The sequence below is a fragment of the Mycoplasma sp. 613B genome (genome assembly GCF_054343485.1).
In genome coordinates this window covers 1-20,927 of record NZ_JBTGVH010000016.1, presented here as the reverse complement: position 1 = coordinate 20,927, position 20,927 = coordinate 1, and the positions used below count along the sequence as shown (strand labels likewise).

Sequence of the window (20,927 nt, the reverse complement as noted above, 5' to 3'; positions counted from 1 at the left end):
TATTGAAAAACATTAGAAAATCGCTATTTTACAAGATGTTTCCATCTCAAAATTCTGTAATTTTCCCTTTAAAATTTGAAAAAGCAACTCACACTTGAGAACAGGACTTATTGGGAAATTTAGTTAATATTTTTAGTGGGGAATTTGTAAATCAAATTTATCAAAATGATTCTTTTAAATTTCCAGTTTATAATGGTGGGACAGAAAACACAGGCTTTTATAAGAAATTTAACCAAAAAGGAAATAAAATAATAATTTCTGGAAGAGGAGCAAATGCGGGATTTATAAATTTTGTAAATCAACCTTTTTGAGCAGGAAATTCCGTATATTCATTATCTTTTGACACTGGAGATTTGCTTTTTTATTTTTATAATTTGAAGTTAAATCAAATTAATTTAATGAGAAAAGTGAATGCAGCTAATATTCCATCTATATTAAAAACACATATTACAGATCTAAAATTATCAATAACAACAAAAAATAAAGAACAAAGTAAAATAGCTGATTTATTTACATATCTTGATTCTGTCCTTTCACTTCACAAGCATAAGTTTTAGAAATGAAAAAAAATTTATTTTAAGTAATTTTTTATTTTTCTAAAAAGCAAAAGTAAAATAATTTTATAAAGTAAAATATGAATTTTCTTTCGAGCGTGGGTGAAAAAGGAGAAAAATGAAGAAAAAATCAGATATTTTACTTTATAAATACTTTCAAAATTGAATCTATGTATATAAAAAGGATTCAATTAGAAAGGTAAGTTTTAAAAAATATGAATTAACATTAGATTGAATCATAAAGTTAGTTCCAAATTTAAAGTTAAATGAATTAGATAGATATGAATATCAAAAATTATTAAATGAATATGCCTTAACTCATGAAAAACAAACAACAATGGATTTTCATCATCATCTTAAAAGTTGCTTACTTGATGCACTAGATGATGGATATTTAGAAACAGATCCAACAAGAAAAGTTGTTATTAAAGGAAAAGCACCTAGAGAAAAAAGACAAAAATATTTAAATCAATTTCAATTACAATTGCTTTTAAAAACACTTAAGCTAGATTCAAAATTAAATATGGATTGATTAATATTATTAATTGCTAAAACCGGTTTAAGATTTTCTGAAGCTATTGCGGTTACGCCTAAAGATTTTGATTTTGTTAAACAAACATTAAATGTTTCTAAAACTTGAAATTACAAAGAACATGGTGGCTTTTTACCAACCAAAAATAAGTCTTCAATTAGAAAAGTACAACTTGATTGAATGACTACTTCACAATTTGCTGGAATTATTAAAGATTTAGATCCAGATAAACCAATTTTTATATTTAAAGAAAAAATTTATAACTCAACAATAAATGATATTTTAATAAGAAGGTGCAAAAAAGCTAATGTGCCTCCAATTACTGTTCATGCCTTAAGACATACCCATGCATCAATTTTATTGTATGCTGGAGTATCTATCGCTTCCGTAGCAAGAAGATTAGGGCATGCAAGTATGAATACAACTGAAAGAATATATTTACACATAATTAATGAATTAGAAAATAAAGATATTGACTTAGTAATGAGATCAATATCTAGCTTAATTTAAACATAAGTTCACCCACGCAAAAAACACCCATTTTTTTGGGTGTTTTAGTTTATTTTTTTGTTTTTGAGATCTTCTTTAAATTGTTTGTAGATTATATACAATTTACAGTCTTTATTTTTAGAAAGAATGTATTCTTTTAAAGGTTGTTCATCTTTTATGGTTTTTAGATACTTTTCTATAGTATCGATTCTTCCATTTTCTTTTCAACGACTTTCTTCTAAATCTCAAAGTTCATCAAAGACTTTGCTAATGTTTTCATCTTGATCAATAAGATAGGTTGCTTTAAATTTAGATTTATCATCATTAAGTTCTTTATTTTTTAAGAAATTTAAATATTGTTTTAAACCACCAAATTGTGAGTAAATTTCTTCAATTATAGTTTTACCATCACTAATATCTGCATCAATTTGCAGAAGAAGTTTTCTTGTATCTGCATCAACTTGTGCCAGTTTTTGATGAAATTCTTTTTCACTTCACTCGTTTATAGGTGCTTTTAATTCTGCAACTTTCCCTTTATATGTAAAGTGAACTTCAAAAAAATGAATGTCAATCATCTGAGTGTTTAAAGTTCTTTCTGACATTCAATCTAAATCAAAATCACTTATTGTTTCATCTATTTCATCTTTTTCTTTATTGTCTCTAAGAGCATTTAAATCGATTTCCTTAAATCTTAATTTAAGTTTATTAATATCTTCTTCATTAAAGACATTTGAAAGTTCTTTATAAGGTTCTTTTCTTAAAAGTGATAAAGAAGTAAGTGTTTTTTCTAGTTTAGTAAAATTACCAACAAATCTTTTTTGTTGTTCCTTAAGAATGTGGTTTTCAGATTTAGGATCATATTTTGGCACTTCTTCAAAGTTTGGATAATTTCAATTATTAAAGATAACTTCAATTTCTTGATAATATTTTTGAGCATTACTTATTAGTATTTTACTTGAATCTGCTTCAATATCAACATTATGAACTCCTGAATAAATCTCAAGCGCTCTTTGAAGATTAGATTTCATGGTTCCAGGTTCTCTGTAAAAATAGATAGAACCAAATGGTTTATCATTTGCATTTTCTAGTCTATTTGTTCTAGACATTGATTGAATTAAATGTTCATTTTCCTGTATTTTATCGAAAAAAACGGTGTTAATATACTTGGAATCATATCCTGTTAGCATTTGATTTACAACAATCAATAAATCAAGAATTACTGTTGGATATTTATTTCCTTCTATAATTTGTCTTTCTTTAAAAATTTTAGAAATTACACTTTTAAAGTTTTCATCAAGATTAGCAGTGGTTACTTTTGGATTATCTTTAAAATCTTGTTCAAAAGTATCATAAATATTTTTAATTTCTTCTAGTTTAGAAAAGTTTTTTGTTTCTTCTTCTGAAACAGCATCGATATTTTTGTCAAATAAAGCTGTTACATTAAAGTTTGCTAATTCCGGAACTGATTTTTTAGCTTCTTGGAATAATTTAAAATATTTGATAGCGTCATCGATTTTTTTAGTAGCTAAAATCGCACTATATCTTCTGTTATTACTTGTACTAATTCAGTGTTCTAAAATATCTTTAACTACTACTTTTTTAAAATTATCATTATCGTAGTAATCGTTGTTTTTTAATCATCTTTCAATTTTAATAATAGCTTCTGGATTATCTAAACTATTTTTCTGATTTAATAAATTATAAATTTCTAAATCACTTGAATTGAATCTTCCTTGATTTGCCCAAGCAGAAAGTTTATATCTTATTTTTGTACTATCAACTTCAATTTCTTCACCATAATGATTACATTGAATTTTATAAAAGTATTCTAAAAGCATATTTTCAAAATTTATATAATTATTACTAAATCTTAAAACATTTCCATCTTCTAAACCATTAATAATGGTGTATTTATGAAGTAATGGTCCAAATACTTGTTCGGTAGTTAATTCATTTTTTTGATTAACTCAATGAATTGGAGTTCCTGTAAATCCAATAAAAATAGCATTTTCAAATTGACTTTGAATCTTATTCATCATTTGACCATAACTACTTCTATGCGCTTCATCAAAAATTAAAGCAATTTTTTCTTCTGGCTTGAAGTAATTTTTTCTTAATTGAGATAGTTTTTGAATAGAAGTAATAAAAATTGTTTTAAATAAACCGCTGTTTCTTGCTGTTTCTTTTAATTTTTCTTCTAGATCTTTAATTCCATAAGTATTTATAATTTTGATTTTATCTTTATTTGTTTTTGAAAATTCACTAAACTCTGTAAAACTCTGTTCATTTAAATCGATTCTATCAACTACAAAAACAACAGTAGAAACCATTTCTCTTTTTAAAAGTAGACTTGCTGTTTGAAAACTTGTTAAAGTTTTACCAGAACCTGTTGTATGTCAAATAAATCCGCATTTATTTTCGTTTTTGTATTTAATTTCATTGATCTTATCAAGAATTGCTTTAATAGCATAAAATTGATAACTTCTAGTGATTAATAATTTATTGTCTTTAATTATTGTTCCGTTAGAAATTAAGTTATGTGCTTCTGGGATTTTGAAAAATAAGTTAATTATTTTATCAATATCATTAACTATTTGATTATCTTTATTTTTTCAATATCTAAAGTCTTTTATGTTGAAATTGCTAAAATCATCAACAATTGAAGTATATTCCATATTATTTGGAGTTAGTGCTACAAGCACTTGTACAAATTTAAGTAATCCTGTGGAAAATACCCCATTTTTCCCGTATTGAATTAATTGCTTTTTAGCATCTTCAATACCAATATTTGCTGTTTTTAACTCTAAACAAAATAGTGGTAAACCATTTATTAATAGTAAAACATCAATTCTTCTTTCTCTTTGAGCAGAAACAGAAACTTGTCTTGCTGTTTGATAAATAGTATTTCCTGCTTTTATTTCTGTATTACTAAAAATTTTTAAATAAATCAAACCTTTTTTATCTTCTGCACTTAAATTTGGATTTGTTCTTTGAAAAGGGATTGACTCACCTTGAAGTAAACTATGAATTTCAACAACTTTATTTGCTGAATTAAAGATTTTTGCTTTAATTTCTTCAAATTCTTCATCATCTAAAGGCACATTATTAAGAGTTGCTTTATTAAGTTCAAAAAGGATATTTCTTCAGTTTTGTTCTAATTCTTTTTCGCTAATGCCATCAAGTGTATCGCTTATTTGGGAATTTTCAATACTTTGATTTTTTCAACCATAGTTTTTTAACTTAATTAATAAAGATTTTTCAAATTCTAATTCTTTGTGTTCCATTAAATAAACATCCTTTCTAATAGTTTTGCTTTTATATTTTCTAATGCTGTTAACTTACGCTTGTGAAGTGAAAGGACTGAATCAATCGAACTAAATAAATTGGCTATTTTTGTTTGTTCAGATAAAGTTTTTGGCAACTTTACTTTATGTTTGGAAACTATATTAATATAATGTCTCGCGTGTCCTTGGCTTTCGAGTTTTTGTGAATTTAAAAGTAAAAAATAGAAAAATAAATCATCGCTTTTATTTATTGCAGAAAGTATCTTAATAGCAGAAGATTTGACTAAAAAAGGAAAATTTACATATTTATTATCTAGTGTAAAATCATCAAAAACAATACATTTAGAATTATAAAAATTTATTTCATCAGTATAACCTATAATGAAAGATTTATTTGCTGTTAATATGGGGAATTTCCCTTTTTTAGGTAATTCAGAAAATTTAGTTATATACTTGTCAGGTCTTTCAAATTTTAATAAATTTTGAATAATGTCCTGTTCTCAAGCGTGAGTAAATTCTTTGAATCTTATACTTGGAATGTTTGAATTTTGAGATGGAAACATCTTGTCAAGTAATGTGTTTTTAATGTTTTTTAGGAAATTATACTTACGCTTGTGAAGTGAAAGGACTGAATCTAAAGATAAAAGTAATTTTGCTATTTTTGTTTGTTCACTTAAAAAAGGAAAAACAATAATTTGTTTATTCAATTCCTTAATATCTAAAGAATTCATCATAATTCCTGATTTTGAAGAATTTTTTAAAGCTTTTAACATTATAGAATTATTATTTATTGCATATTTCCAATATTCTGAATCATATTTTGTTTTTGGTCTAAAAACACTAAAAATATTTGAAATTATCCCGTTTCCTACTGTATTTTCAACAAATCTACCAAAAGGATATTTTGAATTGGTATGACCTTCAAAAGCAATATCACCTTTTCTAAAAACATTGTAATTAGAAATTGTTTGTAAATTATCAATTTTAATATCTGTTTTATAAGTACTTGATGCAACGGAAATAAAATGACTTAAACCAAACTTTAAATTATTTTTTTCTGAAGATTTTTCGTATAAATTCTCAAAAACGTCCTGTTCTCAAGCGTGAGTAAATTCTTTAAATCTTAAAGAAGGAACTAACTTGTCTTTTGAAATCATTTTATTTATTTCCTAAAATTTTTATTAACTCTTCAATTGCTTTTATATCTGAAGGTTCACCTTTTAATTCAGAAAGCAGATTAATTAGATTGGATTCTTGTTCTTTAATTTGATTATTGATGTCACTTAAAGTATCAAAGTATTTATCATATAAATATTCTAATCTGGAAATTAAATAGTTAATAATAGCATCTTGTTTTTCAAAAATAATAGATTCAAAATTACTAATTCATTCTTTGTGTAATAAATTAAAGAATTCTTCTTCAGTGATGTTTGATAAGTATATTTCGATATTTTGGTTTAATTCTGTTTTTAAATTTTTTAAGTCTTTGTTTAAGTCAGATTTTTGGTTATTTAAATTATCAAATTCTAATAATTTGTATTCTAAAGATTCTTCTTCTCATTGTTCATTAGAATCAATTTTTTTAATGTATTTTTTAACTTCTGCAGCTTTTATTGCTCCATCTTTAAATAATTCTTCATCTTTGTCTTCGTCGTTAATACTTTCAACAATTGAATTCATTTGAGAATCTAGATCTGTAATTTGCTCTTGTTTTTCATTAATTGAATTAATCAAAGAAGCAAATTTAAATTTAGCAATGGTGTCAATATCGAATAATTCGCTCTCAATTTTATTAACTTTACCATCTTTGGTTTTGCTAATTGTTGTTGTTTGTTCAAGAATTGTACTAAATTCTTCTCCTTCAAATTTTTGAATAACAGAAATTGTTGGTTGAATATGTTTATGAGCATAATCAAGCATTATTTGGAATAATTCGTATTTATCTAACAATGGTACTTCTTGTAAATCTTCAAAGATATATTTATCAATAATATTATCTAAATACTTATCATCAAGTTTAAAAATATTGTCTAATGAAGAAGTTAAATTAGAAATTTCTTCACTAAAATCACTAATGATTTGTAAATAGTGATTTGAATATGCTTTAACATCACTATTTTCTTTTACTTTGTCTTGAATTGATTCCTTATCAATGAGTTTAAAATAAGAATCATTAACTTTGGTTGTGATTGTGTCAAAAAGGGAGTTAAAAGTGTTTCAATATGCTTTTAATTCATCTAGTTCCACTTTCGGTACTCCACCATACATTGATGCATATAAATCGTGTGTTTCTTCTTTTTCAAAGTTGTCAATGTATCTAGAAATGTTTAAATTGAAGTCATTTTCTTCAATTTCTTTTAAAGTAACATTTCTTGAAAACTTAGTAATTTCTGCTTTTGATTTATAAACATCAACAATTCTTTTAATATGCGATCTTTCTAGTTTGTTATTTTTTCCATCTTTTACAAAGAGTTTAGAAGCATCAATGAATTGGATGTTACTATCTGCTTTATTTTTCTTAAGAATCATTACGATAGTGGAAATACCTGTTCCAAAGAAAATATTTGCAGGTAAACCAATAATTGTTTCAATTTTTTGGTTTTTAATTAGTTTTGTACGAATTTCTTTTTCACTTGATCCTCTAAAAAGAACACCATGAGGTAGAACAATTGCCATCATTCCATTTGTATCTAAGTGATATAGTTCATGTAAAAGAAATGCATAATCTGCTTTTGATTTTGGAGCCACTCCATAATCTGCATAACGCGGATCTGTTTGTCTTCCTTCCGGATTTCATTGTAAAGAGTAAGGTGGATTAGAAACAACTGCATCTACAGAAATAATATCACCATTGTTTTCACTAACAGGTCAATCTTCATTAAGAGTATCACCACATCTAACATTAATATCGGCTGAATTAATGTTTTTCATAATTAAATTCATTCTTGTTAAGTTAAAAGTTGTTCTAACTTTTTCTTGAGCATAATAAGTTACAGAATCTTTGTTTTTGTCATATTTCTTAAAGGTTGATCCGATATTTAAAAGTAAAGAACCTGAACCTGAAGTAGGGTCATATACCTTTATTTTATCTCTATCTCTAAAGTTTCAAGCAATGATTTCAGACATTAGAACAGAAACTTCATGTGGTGTATAAAATTCACCACCTTTTTTACCCGCTGTAGAAGCAAATTGTCCAATTAAAAATTCATAAACATATCCTAAAACATCATAGTTCTGATTAGTTACAGGAATATCTTTAATTTGTTCCATTATTTTTTTAGCTGTTTCTGTTTGTTCTTGAACATTGGAACCAAGTTTATTCAACTGTTCAACAGAAATCATAATAATATCTTCAAATAAGTTTTTGTATTTTTGATCATCTATAATATTTTTGTTAAATCTTTGAATTGCTTCTGAAAGTTTGGAAATGCTAAAATCTGATTGTTTTCCATATTTGTTTGTTGTTCATACTTGATATAAATCGTTGTAAAAAATGAAATATCCTAAATCTTCTTTTATTAAATTGATTTTTTCTTTAATTTCTGTGATTTTATCTTCATTATCTGTATAAATTTCAGTATAGTTAGAAACCATTTCTTGAATTTCTTCGATTGAAAATTCAAACTTTTCTTGCATTAAATCAATTTGTTTTTGAGATAAGAAACTATAGAATATAAAAGATAATATAAAGTCTTTATATTCATATGCTTCTAAATTACCTCTTAAACCATTTGCAGATTGTCAAATTCTATTTGCTAACTCTTGTTTTGTTATTGTTTTTTCAAATTCTTTTTTTGCCATTTTTTCCTTTCTTGTTTTATTTAATAGCCTAATTTATTTAATATTATAATTATATTAAAAAATAATGTTTATTTATGTATAAAGCAGATGTTTTTCTGTATCTAAACTCCTGATTTTGCCAAAAATACAGGGAAATTGCTTGTTTTTAGCTTTTTATTATAAAAAAACAAAAACTTGCTTTTTTACAAGTTTTTGCTTGATTTTATTTAAACTATAAAACAAAATGTTTATAAAAGACTTTTGAATAATTCGATAATCATTTTTTTAACTTTAGAAGTAGGTTTTGTATTTGTGAAAGTTTTAGGTATAACAATATTTTTTTCTTTTAAATTTTTAATATTTTCATTAAATTTTTTAATAAATTGACCTTGAATTAAAACATTAATTTCATATTGAGAATAAAAGCTTCTAATATCTAAATTCATTGTTCCAGTATATGCTATATTTTCATCAATAATCATTGATTTAGTGTGAGAAAAAATATTTTTAAATTCAAATATTTGAGCACCATATTCTTCAAGTTGTTTTGCAAAATCTTTTGTGAATCATTCAACGTATTTTTTGTCATATTTTCCAGGTAAATAAATTTCAACTTTTCTACCTAGAATAATCATTTCTTTTAAAGCAAGAAAAATTCTTCTTGTAGGAATGAAGTAAGGAGTAAAAATTTCAATTTTTTCTTTTGAAGAATATATCATTTGAATTATAAAGGTTTCTAAAAAAGAAACGTCATATCTTGGACCACCTTCAAAAATTAATCCATAATTTTCTTTAAAATCATTATTCATATTGAAATTTATATTTAAATAAGAATTGATATCAGTAATCTCATAATCAGTTCATAAATTTCAATCTTTGATAAATGAATTGGTTAAATCAACAACAATTTGTCCTTTTATTCTTAAGTTTGCATCGAACCAAATTCCGTATTTTGTTGAAAAATTAGAATATTCATCACTTAAATTATTTCCACCAATGTAACCTATTTTACCATCTATAATAAAAAGTTTTTTATGAATTCTATAAAAACTTTTAGAATGAATAAAAGGAAATCAAATTTTGTTATAAACATAAAATTGAATACCTAATTTCTTTAATTCTTTAAAGTCTTTTTTTGGAAGAGATGCAGATCCAAATCAATCTAAAATAATTTTAATTTCAACATTTTCTTTTGCTTTTTGAATTAAAATATTTTTCATTTGTAACCACATAAAATCATTTTTAATAATATAAAGTTCTATGAAAATAAATTTTTTGGCATTTTTTAAATCTAAAAATAACTTTTCAAAAAAATCATAACCATTTAAGTATAATGAACTATTAAAATTTTTAGGATTTGTTGTAAATATTTTATGAGCTTTATCAAATAAATCTAAATTAACATTTTGTTTACAATTAAAACCACAGAAATCATTATCATAAGGAGTTAAATTTCTATTAAGTAAATAGTCTTTTTCTTTTATTCTATAATTATATTTTCTTCCAAAAATTAAAAAGAGTATTGGACCAAAAAAGGGGAAAATAAGGATAATTAATATTCAAGAAATTTTTGCATCTATATGTCTTTCTTGTAAAAATAAATAAATAGCAAATAAACAATTTATGAAGTAAAATATTATTCCACCGATTATAAATTCTAATTTTGCATCTTTAAAGATTTTAGTTATGGCAACATACGTAAAAAAAATAAGAAAAAATAAAAAGGAGAATAAAAATAAAAAGTTTATTACTTTATTAATAGAAATCTTTTTTTTCATATTGATAATTATATAAAAAAAATAATTTTAGTAAATAAAATAGATAGGATTTATGGTTTTTGTATTACCACTATCTTTTGTTGTTGGAGAATCTCATTTTTGAGATAAACCTTCTTTGGTTTTTATTTCTCCTGATGAACTTGTTGCCATTTTTGCAGAAGCAACAAGTGAAGCAATAGAACTAACCATTAAAGGGATATAAGGTAGAACTGCTGCAAATGCAAAAGATCCACCAATGTTTTCTATTTCTTCATTAGTCAACTTAACCAAAGTCACTTTTTGTTTCATTTGTCCCTCCTTTCACTTAATATTTATTTTTTATTCAATTTTTACTAAAAAAAGGAAAAAAATAAGATTTTATTTCTATTTTTCCAATTAGAATATAAAATTGTAAAGACAAAGGAGAAAAATGAAAATATTAACCAAAAAAGAATCTTTAGCAATCTTGAAGCAAAAAGAGTATTTTCAAAATGCTATTTTAGATTTAAGTAGTTTTAAAGATTTAGAAATAATTGATGAGTTAGCCTTTGCAACCAAAGGGATTGAAAAGGTTATCTTTCCAGAAAATTTAAAAATCATTAAACTTTCTGCATTTATGAATTGCACTATTAAAGAAATTGTTTGAAATAATAAAATCGAAATAATTGAAGACTCTGCATTTGAAACTAATTTTTTAGAAAAAACTGAATTGCCAAATTCCTTAAAAGAAATTAAATCATTTGCTTTTGCTGATAACCAATTAGAAAAAATTAGCATTACTGCTAAAGTAGAAATCATTGAAGAAAGTGCTTTTGAAAACAATGATCTTTTACATTTAGAATTCAATAATGAAAATCTTTCGATGGTTTTCAATCCTTTTTGAAATAACACAAACATTGAAACTTTAACATTTAATTTAAAGCAAACTTTTATTCAAGATAGTGAAAATAAAGGATATAAAAAAATATCTATTAAATACATTGAATATTCAAATTCAAAAGATTTTCATAATATTTCTTTTATAGATTTTAATTTATTAAATAATTTAATGAAATATGAAGATTTTGCTAATATAAAGGAAATTACCTTTATAAACAATGAAGCAAGTGATTCTGAATCAATTGAAATTTATTTTAGTTTTGATAAAAATAATAAAATTTTATTTTTTGCAGATCAACAAATTAATTTTCATAAATAAAATTCAAGTTCAAAAACTTGAATTATTTTTTTACTTTGTTGTTGCTTCGTTGCTTTGACCATATTGTCATTTATCTAAAGTTTGTCTATGATTATCAATTCTTAGTTCAACAAGTCTATAAGTTGAAGTTCTATCTAGGTTTCTTAAAAGAAATGCTGCACCATCAGAAGCAGAACTAATGTTAAAAGTTCTTGTTTCTGTTTTGACAACTTTTCCATTAGAAATCTTTTCTAACTTAGCAACGCCTTTATATTCACCATTGGTTTTAGGTTGTATATCTTTAGTTTCTCAAAAGAAACTTAATAATAAACTATTATTGGAATCACTTGGTTTTAAAGCAAGATTTATTACCCTTAGTGGTTGTTTTTTGATGTAATATCAATCTCTAATATGGGCTAATGTTGTTTCATTATAAGTAAATGTTCTAAGAGTTTGATTTCCAAATTTCATTTTGTTTACTAAATAATCCTCTTCGCCACTACCTTGACCATCTACGGTTATAGTGTATTTATGAGTATTTTCGTTTAATGTTTCTAAAACAAAATCCGCTTGTATATTTCCATTTGAAGTTTCAAAAGTAACTTTATTTGCTTTGTTTCCTAAAGTTAAATTATTGAAAATTTCAAATGAAAATTTATATTTATTTGTTTGTGGTTCATATTCTTTTTGTCAATTTTTAGCAATTGACTCTAAACTTTGGAATGTTATAGATTTATTTAAAGAATCTGGAAGATTAATTATTAAATCATTATTTTGTGTTCCTAATTTTAAATTTGTTAAAGTGATTGTTCTTGGAATTTCATAATCAATAACAAATTCAATTTTTTGTGTACCTTGATCTTCAAATTTGGATCAAGTATTAAAATCTATCTTTTTAATTTTGGTTGTTACTTGCTCATCATTAGTTAATAAAAACAAATCTCTATTTTCCTTAGTTTTCAAGTTTGCAACATTAACATCTAAAGATAAAACAAACATACTATTAGTTTTTTGAACTAAATTTGCTTTTTCTATATTAATAACAGTAATATCTTCAATTTTGTAAATTTTCTTTGGTAAAGATTTTAATTCTTGTTCATACTTAACTTTTGCATCGTTATAATCAAAATCTTCTCCTTTTTGTTCTAAATCTTTAATTTCTTGATCTATCTTTGTTTTTAAATCAATTATAGATTGATATTTATAATCTGATTTTCCTTTAGTTATATTTGATCAATCATTATTAAATTGATTAATAAAAGTTTTGAATTCTGAAAGTGATAATTTAGAATTTTTCACATTTGAATTATCAGTATCATCAGAATTACTAATCTCTTTATCAGTCTGTTGATTGCCTTTTGTATTAATATTACTATGACCATTTCTACTGGTCATATTAGCTTGTTCATTTTCAGAAATTACTGTATTTCCTTTATTTTTGGTATTAGTGTTATTGTTTACAGAACCATTTTCATTAGTTTCCAAAGCACTATTGTTCATATTATCTTTTTTATGTAATGTAGGTATTAAAATAGATGGTATTAAGATTGCACTTGTAGTCAATAATGCTGCTACTGAAATTAGAGAAATTTTCTTTTTACTAATCTTGATTTTCTTTTTCATAAAATCTCCTTTAGTTATTTTTTTATCTTTTTCATTTTACTATTATTTTGGCAAGTATACAAATAAATTTTTAGTATATCCAAAAAATTAAATTTACTAAAATTGAAGAAAAAAACTCAAATAAGCATTTTTTTAAACTATTTTTTGCTTTTTTGAGTTTTTTCTTTGATTAAAAAATTTATAAAATCTTTTACCATTATCATTGCCATTACGTCGTTTTCGCAATATTTTTTTAAATTTTTTTTAATTTCTTGTCATTCTTTATCTCCGATGAAACCGATGTAACGAGCTATTGCTTTGTTCATAGCACTTAATCCGTTTTGAATTTCTAATTCTACATAAGGAGTTATTAAATGATCTAATTTAATATTGTGTTTTGTTATATATTTTTCTATCTTTTTAATACTATAAAAACCTTTTAACTCTGGAATAAAAATAAAAGGTAGATTTTTTCTTGTTTCTGAATAACCACTAAAAAAGTCTGCTAAATCAATAGTGTTTTTAACAATATGAGAAAAATAATTACTTAATTTTTGATGCATTTGTAAATCTTCTTTTTCTATAAGTTTTAGCATTTCTTTAATTCTGGTTAATTCATAACCTTTATTAAAAACAACAAAATAATCAGCTTTATTAGAATATATTTTAGTAATAATTTCTTCAAAAGTTTTAATTGTTAATTTTTGTGGATCATAAACAACATTTTCATTTTCAAAATTGTTAGAAATGATTTTATTACCTAATGTTTCTTTAATAGAAAGTTGAAAAACTAATTGCTGATATGGTAAAACTCCATTCATAGGTGGATAAGGTAAAGAAAATCCTTCAAAGTCATATCATACAATTCTTTTGTTTTTATCATTTAAAATATCAATTATATTTTCTAATTCTGCTGATTTAAAAATTTTAATATCTTGTGAATTTATTTGAGAATAAAGGAAATTATCGCTTAATTGGGTTTTTATACTTGCTATATTTTTATTTTCAATTAAAGAAATGATTTTTTCTTTTTTTAAAATATTACCACTATAACCAAATATAGTTGGTTCTTTTAAAGACAAAATATCATTAAAATCTGAATTTGTTCCAAAAAGTGAATTATCTTCAGTTGTTAAATTATCAAAATCATTAATAGACTTAGCTTCATTTATATTTTCGATAATTTCTTCAATAGTTTCAAAATCATAATATTCATCCTTTTTTGAATTTATAGGTAATGTTCTTGAAGAAATCATTGCATAAATATTATTTTCAGGAACAAACTCTCCTTTTATCATAGAATCGTATTCTTGAGGAGTTAATCCTTGTTGATATATAATTGTTTTATAAAAAAACAAATCATTATTTAATTCTTTTTCCATTGATTTAGATAAACTTTTTTTAGTTTTGTTTATGTTTAAATAAAATACTTCAGAAAAATCTTTTGAATCTTTTTTACTTTCTTCACTTAAATTTAGCAAAAATAAAGAAATATTCTCGAGTTTAATAATTTTGTTTGTTATTCAAAAGTCTCAAAAAGGACGAAGAATATCTTTTCTTTTGGTAGATGTAGAAAGTTTTAAAATAGAAATTTTTTTATTTTCTAAATCAATTAATGTTGGTTTTGCAATTGCATTTTTATATTTAAAAACTGGATATAAAATCACTTTATATTTGTTATTTCTTAATATGTTTTCAGTTTCAATTATTGCTTCTTCGTTATTTTTGGATTTAACAACATAAACATTGTTTATCCGGTATTTTTGCTGTATAAAATTTTCAAATTCTCTTTCTAATGAAGTAAAAACAGATGCTCTTGTAGAAACAAAATTTAAATTTTCTTCATTAAGTAATTCACTAAAATTAACAGCATCTCAAAATTTTTCTGATTGTTCTTCTTCATCGATATCAAAATCATTTTTTTGAGTATCAATTTTATTTCAAATAAAATATTTTTGACAAGTTTTGTATTTATAAAAATGATTAAAAGTTATAAAGTCTTTTTCCACTATTTTACTTTGATTTTCCCTTGTAAAGTTCACTTATCTATTAATTTTATCCATTCTTCTTCATTTCTACATTCAAGATATTCTAATAACTCTCCATCAGTTCTTTCATTGTATTGTGGTGAATATCCTTTTGTTGTGTAAAAATTATATCATTCCTTTATTTTAACAATGTCATCTTCGATTTGTGGTACATTTGTTTTATATTTATAAGTTCTTATTTTTCTTTTTTCAATTGGATAATTTTCTGGATCTAAATAATCTTCTTGTTCTAAAAATGTTGCTACTATTGCAAAAGTATCACAACCCATTAAATAAGAATAAAGTTGTGCTTGTTTTAAATAAGCAGAAGGTAAATCACCTTTTTCTCATTTATCGAAATTTTTGCTTTGAGTTGTTTTAATTTCTAAAATCATATTTAAATCTTTGATGTATCCATCAGGAATTCCACCGATAATATCGTCTTTACCTTTAAAATAGTCATATGAATATTTTTCAGGTGGAAAAACTTCCACTTCTTTTTGTGTCATTTTTCTTATGACATCAATAACTTTAGGTTCGATTGCTACTCCGGCATCTATGTATTTAGTATCTAAAATAGGCATATCTAATTTAGACATTCTTATAAAAGCTAGAAATTGAGATTTAAATTGATCAAGTTCTAATACATCGCCAATTGACGAACCACCTATTTTTTTAAATCCGTTTCAAGTTCCTTTGTTTTTTAAAAGTTGTTCGTGAAAACTTTTTTCTAAAATTACTTTTTTATTGATTTTATCTATAAAATAATGTACTTCATTGTAATATTTTCTGTCTTTTCAATTCATTCTTTCCTATTCTTTTGATCTTATTATTTCTAAAATTTTATTTAATGCTGCTTCTCCAGAAATTTTAGTTGAATTTTCTTTTAAAGTAGAATTTAAAAGCATTGTTTGAATTTCTTTAATAATTTTTGAAGATTTTTGATCTATTGGTAAAAAGACATTGTCTTCTTGTTCTTTATCTACGAAGTTTTTTAAACTTTCGTATGAAATTTTAGCTGCTTTTACGTAATTTATTTCTGTTTCTATTTTTGCGTTTTCTTTACGTAAATTTTCAATTTCTTTTTCTTCTTCTGGTGTTTTAGTTGTTTTTTTGCTTAGAGTATCTATTTTTGTTCCGTTTTCATTACTTTGTGTTGATAAAGATTCAATTTGATGGTCATATCAATTTGCAGATTCTGTATTTAATTTTTCTTTTAATGGAATAATATAAGATGATTTTTGTGAAATTAAATCACTTACTTTAATCTTTTTACCACGATAATCAACTTCTCCGGAATATAATCATTTTAAAAATAATTTTGTTGCTTTATCTTCTTTTCCACCATTATCAACAGAAATAGGAATTAAACTTGAACCTCCTTCAAAGTAAGATGAGTAATTATCACTTGGTAAATTTTTTGTAACTTGTGGTCTTAATCAAACATCTAAATCACTTGTAAATTTATCTGATATCTCTTTATTATTTTTTGCAAAAAATGCTCTACTTGTAGGACTATCTATAGATTGTTCATAACCAACAGCTGCTGCAAAAGCAAAAACTGTTTTGTATTCTCTTATGTCTCAAGAAGCTCATTCGTTTTTATTGTTTTCATATTTTACATCATAAAATACAGGTTTTTTTGTTGTAGTGTTTGCTTTATTTATTTCTAATTTGCTGTTTTTTTGCACAAATTCATCAAATGTTTCTTTAAAAATTCTTTGAATTTCTGTGTCGTTAGCAATTGCATAATCTATTTCTGATAAATCATAAGGATTTTTAGATTCTTTTAAAGTCCAAAGTTTTTTACCTTTGAGTTTATTATTTAATACTTTAAAAAATGTGTCTTCTTGATAGTCAATAGAAAATATTGCTAAATCTCTTATATCTTTACCAAATTTAGTAGCTTTATCTTGGTCGATTTCAAAGGAATTATGCACTAATCTAGCAAATTCAAAAATTTTAGTAATATTGTTAAATGTTTCATCATTAACTACAATATTGTTAATATTATTATTTGCTTTTACTTTTATGAAATTTATTATTGAATCTTCTGGAATGTTTCTTCCATTTCCTTTATTTTGTTGAATGTATTTATAAACTTCACTATTTTTATCTATTTGTGCATTGTTTTGTTCTAACAATTCAAAAATTTTACCAAGTAAGTCTATGTTAATAGAAAAAGCATCTATATCACTTAAATCAAAAGGTAAATTAAAGATTTTAGTATCATCCTTGATGTTTTCTCCAACTAATTTTGTATGTGTTTTTAAAATTTTACTAATAAAAGATGAATTAGGTAAAATATCTTTTGTTTCTAATAATTTACCATATTGATTAACTAAAAATGCTCCACTTTGGTTTCCTAATATTAAGTTAGCTAATTTTTCACTATCTTCTTTAATATATTTTGCTTCATTAGCAGCTAATTCAAGTTCGCTATTTGCTCCGCTTTTATCCGATAACTGTAGTTCTATAGGAAGAAAATCAGGATTATCTTTCATAACTTCATTGTATAAAGGAACTAGTTCTTGCATTGCAATCATTAAAGGATAAACTTTGCTTTGAGCTGTTGCAAAAACTATTTTATTATCTTGTGCCTTTTTAGTTTCGTATTTTTTTTCAATTGTTGTTTGATTTTGATTATTACAACTTGCAAGTGAAATCACACTTGCTAGTGTTGTAATTGAAAAAAAACTTTTTAATATTTTCTTATTCATTGTTCTCCTAAAAAATAATTTTATAGTATTTTAATTTTAATACTTTTTTAAAATAAAAGGTGAAAAAATTAAAATTTGATAATTTTTTGGGAAAAAGTAAAATAAATTCCTAAAGGCAATAATATAACAACCAAAGAACCGGCTGCTTGAATATTTAAAAAATATCCCCCTGAAGGAGTTTCACCTATTTGTCTAAATCAAATACCAACAGTTTTAGAGTCTGTGCTAGATAATAAAAAATTTGGTCATAGATAATCATTTCACGATGAAATAAAACTAAAAATAATTAATAATATATAATAATTTCTCATTTCTTTTCAATAAACTAAATAGATTTTTTGAAATATATTTAAATTATCTAATTTAATAACTTTTCAATATTGATTTTTTGTTTTTTCAAAATTAATTAATAGATTATAAATAAAAAAATAAGAAAATATAGAATTAGAAACAATTGAAAAAACTGATAAATTATTTATTATATGAAAATTGGATAATATTTCTCTTAATGAAAGATAAATAGAAAATTCTGGAATAAAAGAAAAAAACATAATAAAAAGTAAAATTGCTTTTTTTATTTTTTGATTAATTTTAGATAAACCAACTATAAATAATGTATAAAAAACCACTCTTAAACATATAAGCAGTAAAGAACTTGACATTGATAAAAAAACTGCTTTTCAAAATATTGAATTTTTGAAAAAATTAAAATTCGATCATTCAAACTCTTTTAAAATTAATGAATAATTATTATTAGAAGTGGAATAATTACTTTTTAATGAAGTGATTAATAATATATATAAAGGAAATAAAATTAATAATAAAATAAATAACAAGATTAAAATTTTAATAATTTCTTTGGTAATTTTTTTAATCATATTTTTCTCCTTTTTTGATTTTTATAAAGAAAAAACGCACTAAAAAGAAAAATATGTAAGTGATTAAAAATAAAAATAATAAATAAAATAGAGATAAAATACTTGCAGCATATGCCTTATTAATGTCTATTTCCAAAGTTCCATTTATTGGTTGAATTAAGCTCAAAACATAACTAGATAATGTATGAGCTTGTAGTTCTTCTATTTTATCTTCTTCCATAATTGCTCCTGGATATAAAAGAGCAGAAAAAACTAAATTTGTATATATAATAATTAATAAGTGTTTTTGAAATTCTTTGAAATATAAATATTTCATTTTATCTCAAAAATTTAAATTATCTAAAATCATAACTTTATAATATTTTTTATTTATTGAAATAAAAATAAAAGTAAATATAACTATATTAAAGGAAAGTGATCTTCAAACTTGAAAAATGAAAAGATATAATTTTATATTTAATTTATTATTTCCGTGAGTAAAACTAGCATTGGAATTAAAGATTTTAAAAAATAAGTTCTGTTCTCCAAAAAGCAATAAAAAAGCAATTCCTACAGCAAAATAAGAAATAAAAAATTGCGAATAAATAAGTTTTAAAAATAAATTTTGTGTTTTTTTCATTGAAATTGTACTCAACATATAAGCAATAAAAATAGATAAAAATAAAGATATAAATGTTGGGACAAAAAATAAAAAGGTAGAATTTTCAATGGCAATTTTAAAATTAGAATCGTTTATTACATTATTAAAATTATTGAGTCCATAAATAAATATTGTTTTTTTTGTCGAACTTGGAAAAACAATAAATGATTCATAAGTAGATTTTATAATTGGATAAATATAAAATAGAAACAGCAAAATGAGTAAAGGTAAAATTAATAAAAATATTTTTGTTATTTTTACTGTTTTTTTCTTTATTTTTGTCATTTCTATGTTATTTTTTTTCATTTGAAAACTCCAAAATTTTTTCATTATTAATATCAACTTTAACAAAATCATTTATTTCCAATGACTCATCAATCGAAATAGAAGTTAAAACATTATTTTCACTTGCTACCTTATAAATAATAAAATTTCCAACTATCTGTTTATCGATGATTTTAAATTCTGATTTTTCTTGACTTTTAGTAATTACTACATCTTTTGCTCTTACATAAAAAGAGTTTTGCTCTGTTTTTCTTAATAAATTAAGTTTTGGATAATTAAAAAAATCTGCTACAAAATAATTATTAGGTTTATTTAACATATTTTCTGTTAAGTCAAATTGTTCTATTTTTCCGTTATTTAAAACTAAAATATAATCACTTATTTTGAGTGCATCTGCTTGATCGTGGGTTATTAAAATTATTGATAAATCAAATTCTTGTTTTAATTTAATAACTCATTCTAAAGTTTTTTCTTTAATTTTAATATCTAGAGCTGAAAAAGGTTCATCCAGTAACAAAAGTTTATTGTTTTTAATTAATGCTTTTGCAATTGCTACTCTTTGTTTTTGACCGCCTGAAATTTTGTTTGCTTCTTGTTTTATTAAAGTGTTAATTTCAAGTTTTTCTGCAATAACTTTTAGATCTTTTTTAAAAGTTTTTTTTATAAAAAATAAAAAATTTCATATTTTTTTTATTTGCTTTTTATCGTATTTTAAAGTTAAAAACAAGAATTTTCATCATAGGGATCAAAATAACCATTTTTCCTTTTTAAAAGAAATATTTTCTGTATATTTCTTTATTTTTTTAGATAATTGGTTTTCAATTTGTTGATTACTATGCTTGAAAAAATTTTCTAAAAATTTAATTCTTTTTTCTTTTTTTCAATTTAATGAATTTTTAGCACTTAAATAAATGTTGTGAAAAACTGATAAATGCTCATATAAAACATTTTCTTGTAAAATATATCCTATTTGTTCTAATTTTAAATTATTTAAAAATTTAATATTTCCACTAAATTGATTTTCTAATTGTGACAGCAAATTTAATAAAGTTGTTTTACCAGCACCAGAAGGTCCTACTATAGAAATGATTTTCTTTTCTGGAATAGATAAAGATTCTATTTGTAAAATGTTTTTATTTTCTTTTTTATAAAGTAAATTTTCTATTTCTATAATATTTTTCATATTTTAATTTTATCAAAAA

General features: G+C 23.3%; 15 protein-coding genes. 3 read left to right on the top strand and 12 right to left on the bottom strand.

Annotated features, from left to right (window positions below):
* Both ACXX87_RS03005 and ACXX87_RS03000 read left to right on the top strand, forming a co-directional pair.
* The coding region (locus ACXX87_RS03005; RefSeq protein ID WP_458573252.1) for a restriction endonuclease subunit S at window positions 1–557 on the top strand (557 nt) is incomplete at its 5' end.
* Between the two features lie 115 nt (window positions 558–672).
* Window positions 673–1,596 (top strand): site-specific integrase, encoded by a 924-nt coding sequence (locus ACXX87_RS03000; protein ID WP_458557354.1) that lies wholly within the window; start codon window positions 673–675, stop codon window positions 1,594–1,596.
* 44 nt (window positions 1,597–1,640) lie between these two features.
* On the opposite strand, the gene ACXX87_RS02995 is transcribed toward ACXX87_RS03000, so the two are convergent.
* The 5 genes from ACXX87_RS02995 to ACXX87_RS02975 all read right to left on the bottom strand — a co-directional run bounded on the left by ACXX87_RS02995 (window position 1,641) and on the right by ACXX87_RS02975 (window position 10,705).
* Complete coding sequence (locus ACXX87_RS02995) at window positions 1,641–4,859, bottom strand: DEAD/DEAH box helicase family protein (protein ID WP_458573251.1); 3,219 nt, start codon at window positions 4,857–4,859, stop codon at window positions 1,641–1,643.
* Window positions 4,859–6,016, bottom strand: coding sequence for a restriction endonuclease subunit S (locus ACXX87_RS02990; protein ID WP_458573250.1), 1,158 nt, complete (start codon window positions 6,014–6,016; stop codon window positions 4,859–4,861). Before ACXX87_RS02990 ends, ACXX87_RS02995 begins: the two co-directional genes overlap by 1 nt.
* Window position 6,017: 1 nt before the next feature.
* Window positions 6,018–8,660 carry a type I restriction-modification system subunit M gene (locus tag ACXX87_RS02985; protein ID WP_458573249.1) on the bottom strand — a complete coding sequence of 881 codons (2,643 nt, stop codon included), beginning with the start codon at window positions 8,658–8,660 and terminating at the stop codon, window positions 6,018–6,020.
* 227 nt (window positions 8,661–8,887) lie between these two features.
* Entirely contained in the window at window positions 8,888–10,417 is a 1,530-nt protein-coding gene (locus tag ACXX87_RS02980) for a phospholipase D-like domain-containing protein (protein WP_458557710.1), read from the bottom strand.
* Window positions 10,418–10,444: 27 nt separating this feature from the next.
* Complete coding sequence (locus ACXX87_RS02975) at window positions 10,445–10,705, bottom strand: hypothetical protein (protein ID WP_458557709.1); 261 nt, start codon at window positions 10,703–10,705, stop codon at window positions 10,445–10,447.
* A 121-nt stretch (window positions 10,706–10,826) separates the two neighbouring features.
* Between ACXX87_RS02975 and ACXX87_RS02970 the strand changes: the two genes are divergently transcribed.
* On the top strand, window positions 10,827–11,594 hold the full coding sequence (locus tag ACXX87_RS02970) for a leucine-rich repeat domain-containing protein (protein WP_458557708.1): 768 nt from the start codon (window positions 10,827–10,829) through the stop codon (window positions 11,592–11,594).
* A 30-nt stretch (window positions 11,595–11,624) separates the two neighbouring features.
* On the opposite strand, the gene ACXX87_RS02965 is transcribed toward ACXX87_RS02970, so the two are convergent.
* The 7 genes from ACXX87_RS02965 to ACXX87_RS02935 form a co-directional block, all read right to left on the bottom strand.
* Entirely contained in the window at window positions 11,625–13,196 is a 1,572-nt protein-coding gene (locus ACXX87_RS02965) for a hypothetical protein (RefSeq protein WP_458561035.1), read from the bottom strand.
* Between the two features lie 137 nt (window positions 13,197–13,333).
* Window positions 13,334–15,217, bottom strand: coding sequence for a DUF2779 domain-containing protein (locus ACXX87_RS02960; RefSeq protein ID WP_458557670.1), 1,884 nt, complete (start codon window positions 15,215–15,217; stop codon window positions 13,334–13,336).
* On the bottom strand, window positions 15,184–16,008 hold the full coding sequence (locus ACXX87_RS02955; RefSeq protein ID WP_458573248.1) for an MAGa7180 family putative nuclease: 825 nt from the start codon (window positions 16,006–16,008) through the stop codon (window positions 15,184–15,186). The genes ACXX87_RS02960 and ACXX87_RS02955 overlap by 34 nt, the downstream gene beginning before the upstream one ends.
* Window positions 16,009–16,014: 6 nt before the next feature.
* Complete coding sequence (locus ACXX87_RS02950) at window positions 16,015–17,922, bottom strand: P68 family surface lipoprotein (RefSeq protein WP_436358401.1); 1,908 nt, start codon at window positions 17,920–17,922, stop codon at window positions 16,015–16,017.
* 68 nt (window positions 17,923–17,990) lie between these two features.
* Window positions 17,991–18,800 (bottom strand): ABC transporter permease subunit, encoded by an 810-nt coding sequence (locus ACXX87_RS02945; RefSeq protein ID WP_436358402.1) that lies wholly within the window; start codon window positions 18,798–18,800, stop codon window positions 17,991–17,993.
* The gene (locus ACXX87_RS02940; RefSeq protein WP_458560512.1) at window positions 18,793–19,746 is read right to left on the bottom strand and encodes a sugar ABC transporter permease; all 954 of its coding nucleotides are present in this window, start codon (window positions 19,744–19,746) and stop codon (window positions 18,793–18,795) included. The genes ACXX87_RS02945 and ACXX87_RS02940 overlap by 8 nt, the downstream gene beginning before the upstream one ends.
* The gene (locus ACXX87_RS02935; protein WP_458573247.1) at window positions 19,733–20,908 is read right to left on the bottom strand and encodes an ATP-binding cassette domain-containing protein; all 1,176 of its coding nucleotides are present in this window, start codon (window positions 20,906–20,908) and stop codon (window positions 19,733–19,735) included. Before ACXX87_RS02935 ends, ACXX87_RS02940 begins: the two co-directional genes overlap by 14 nt.
* Window positions 20,909–20,927: the final 19 nt, after the last annotated feature.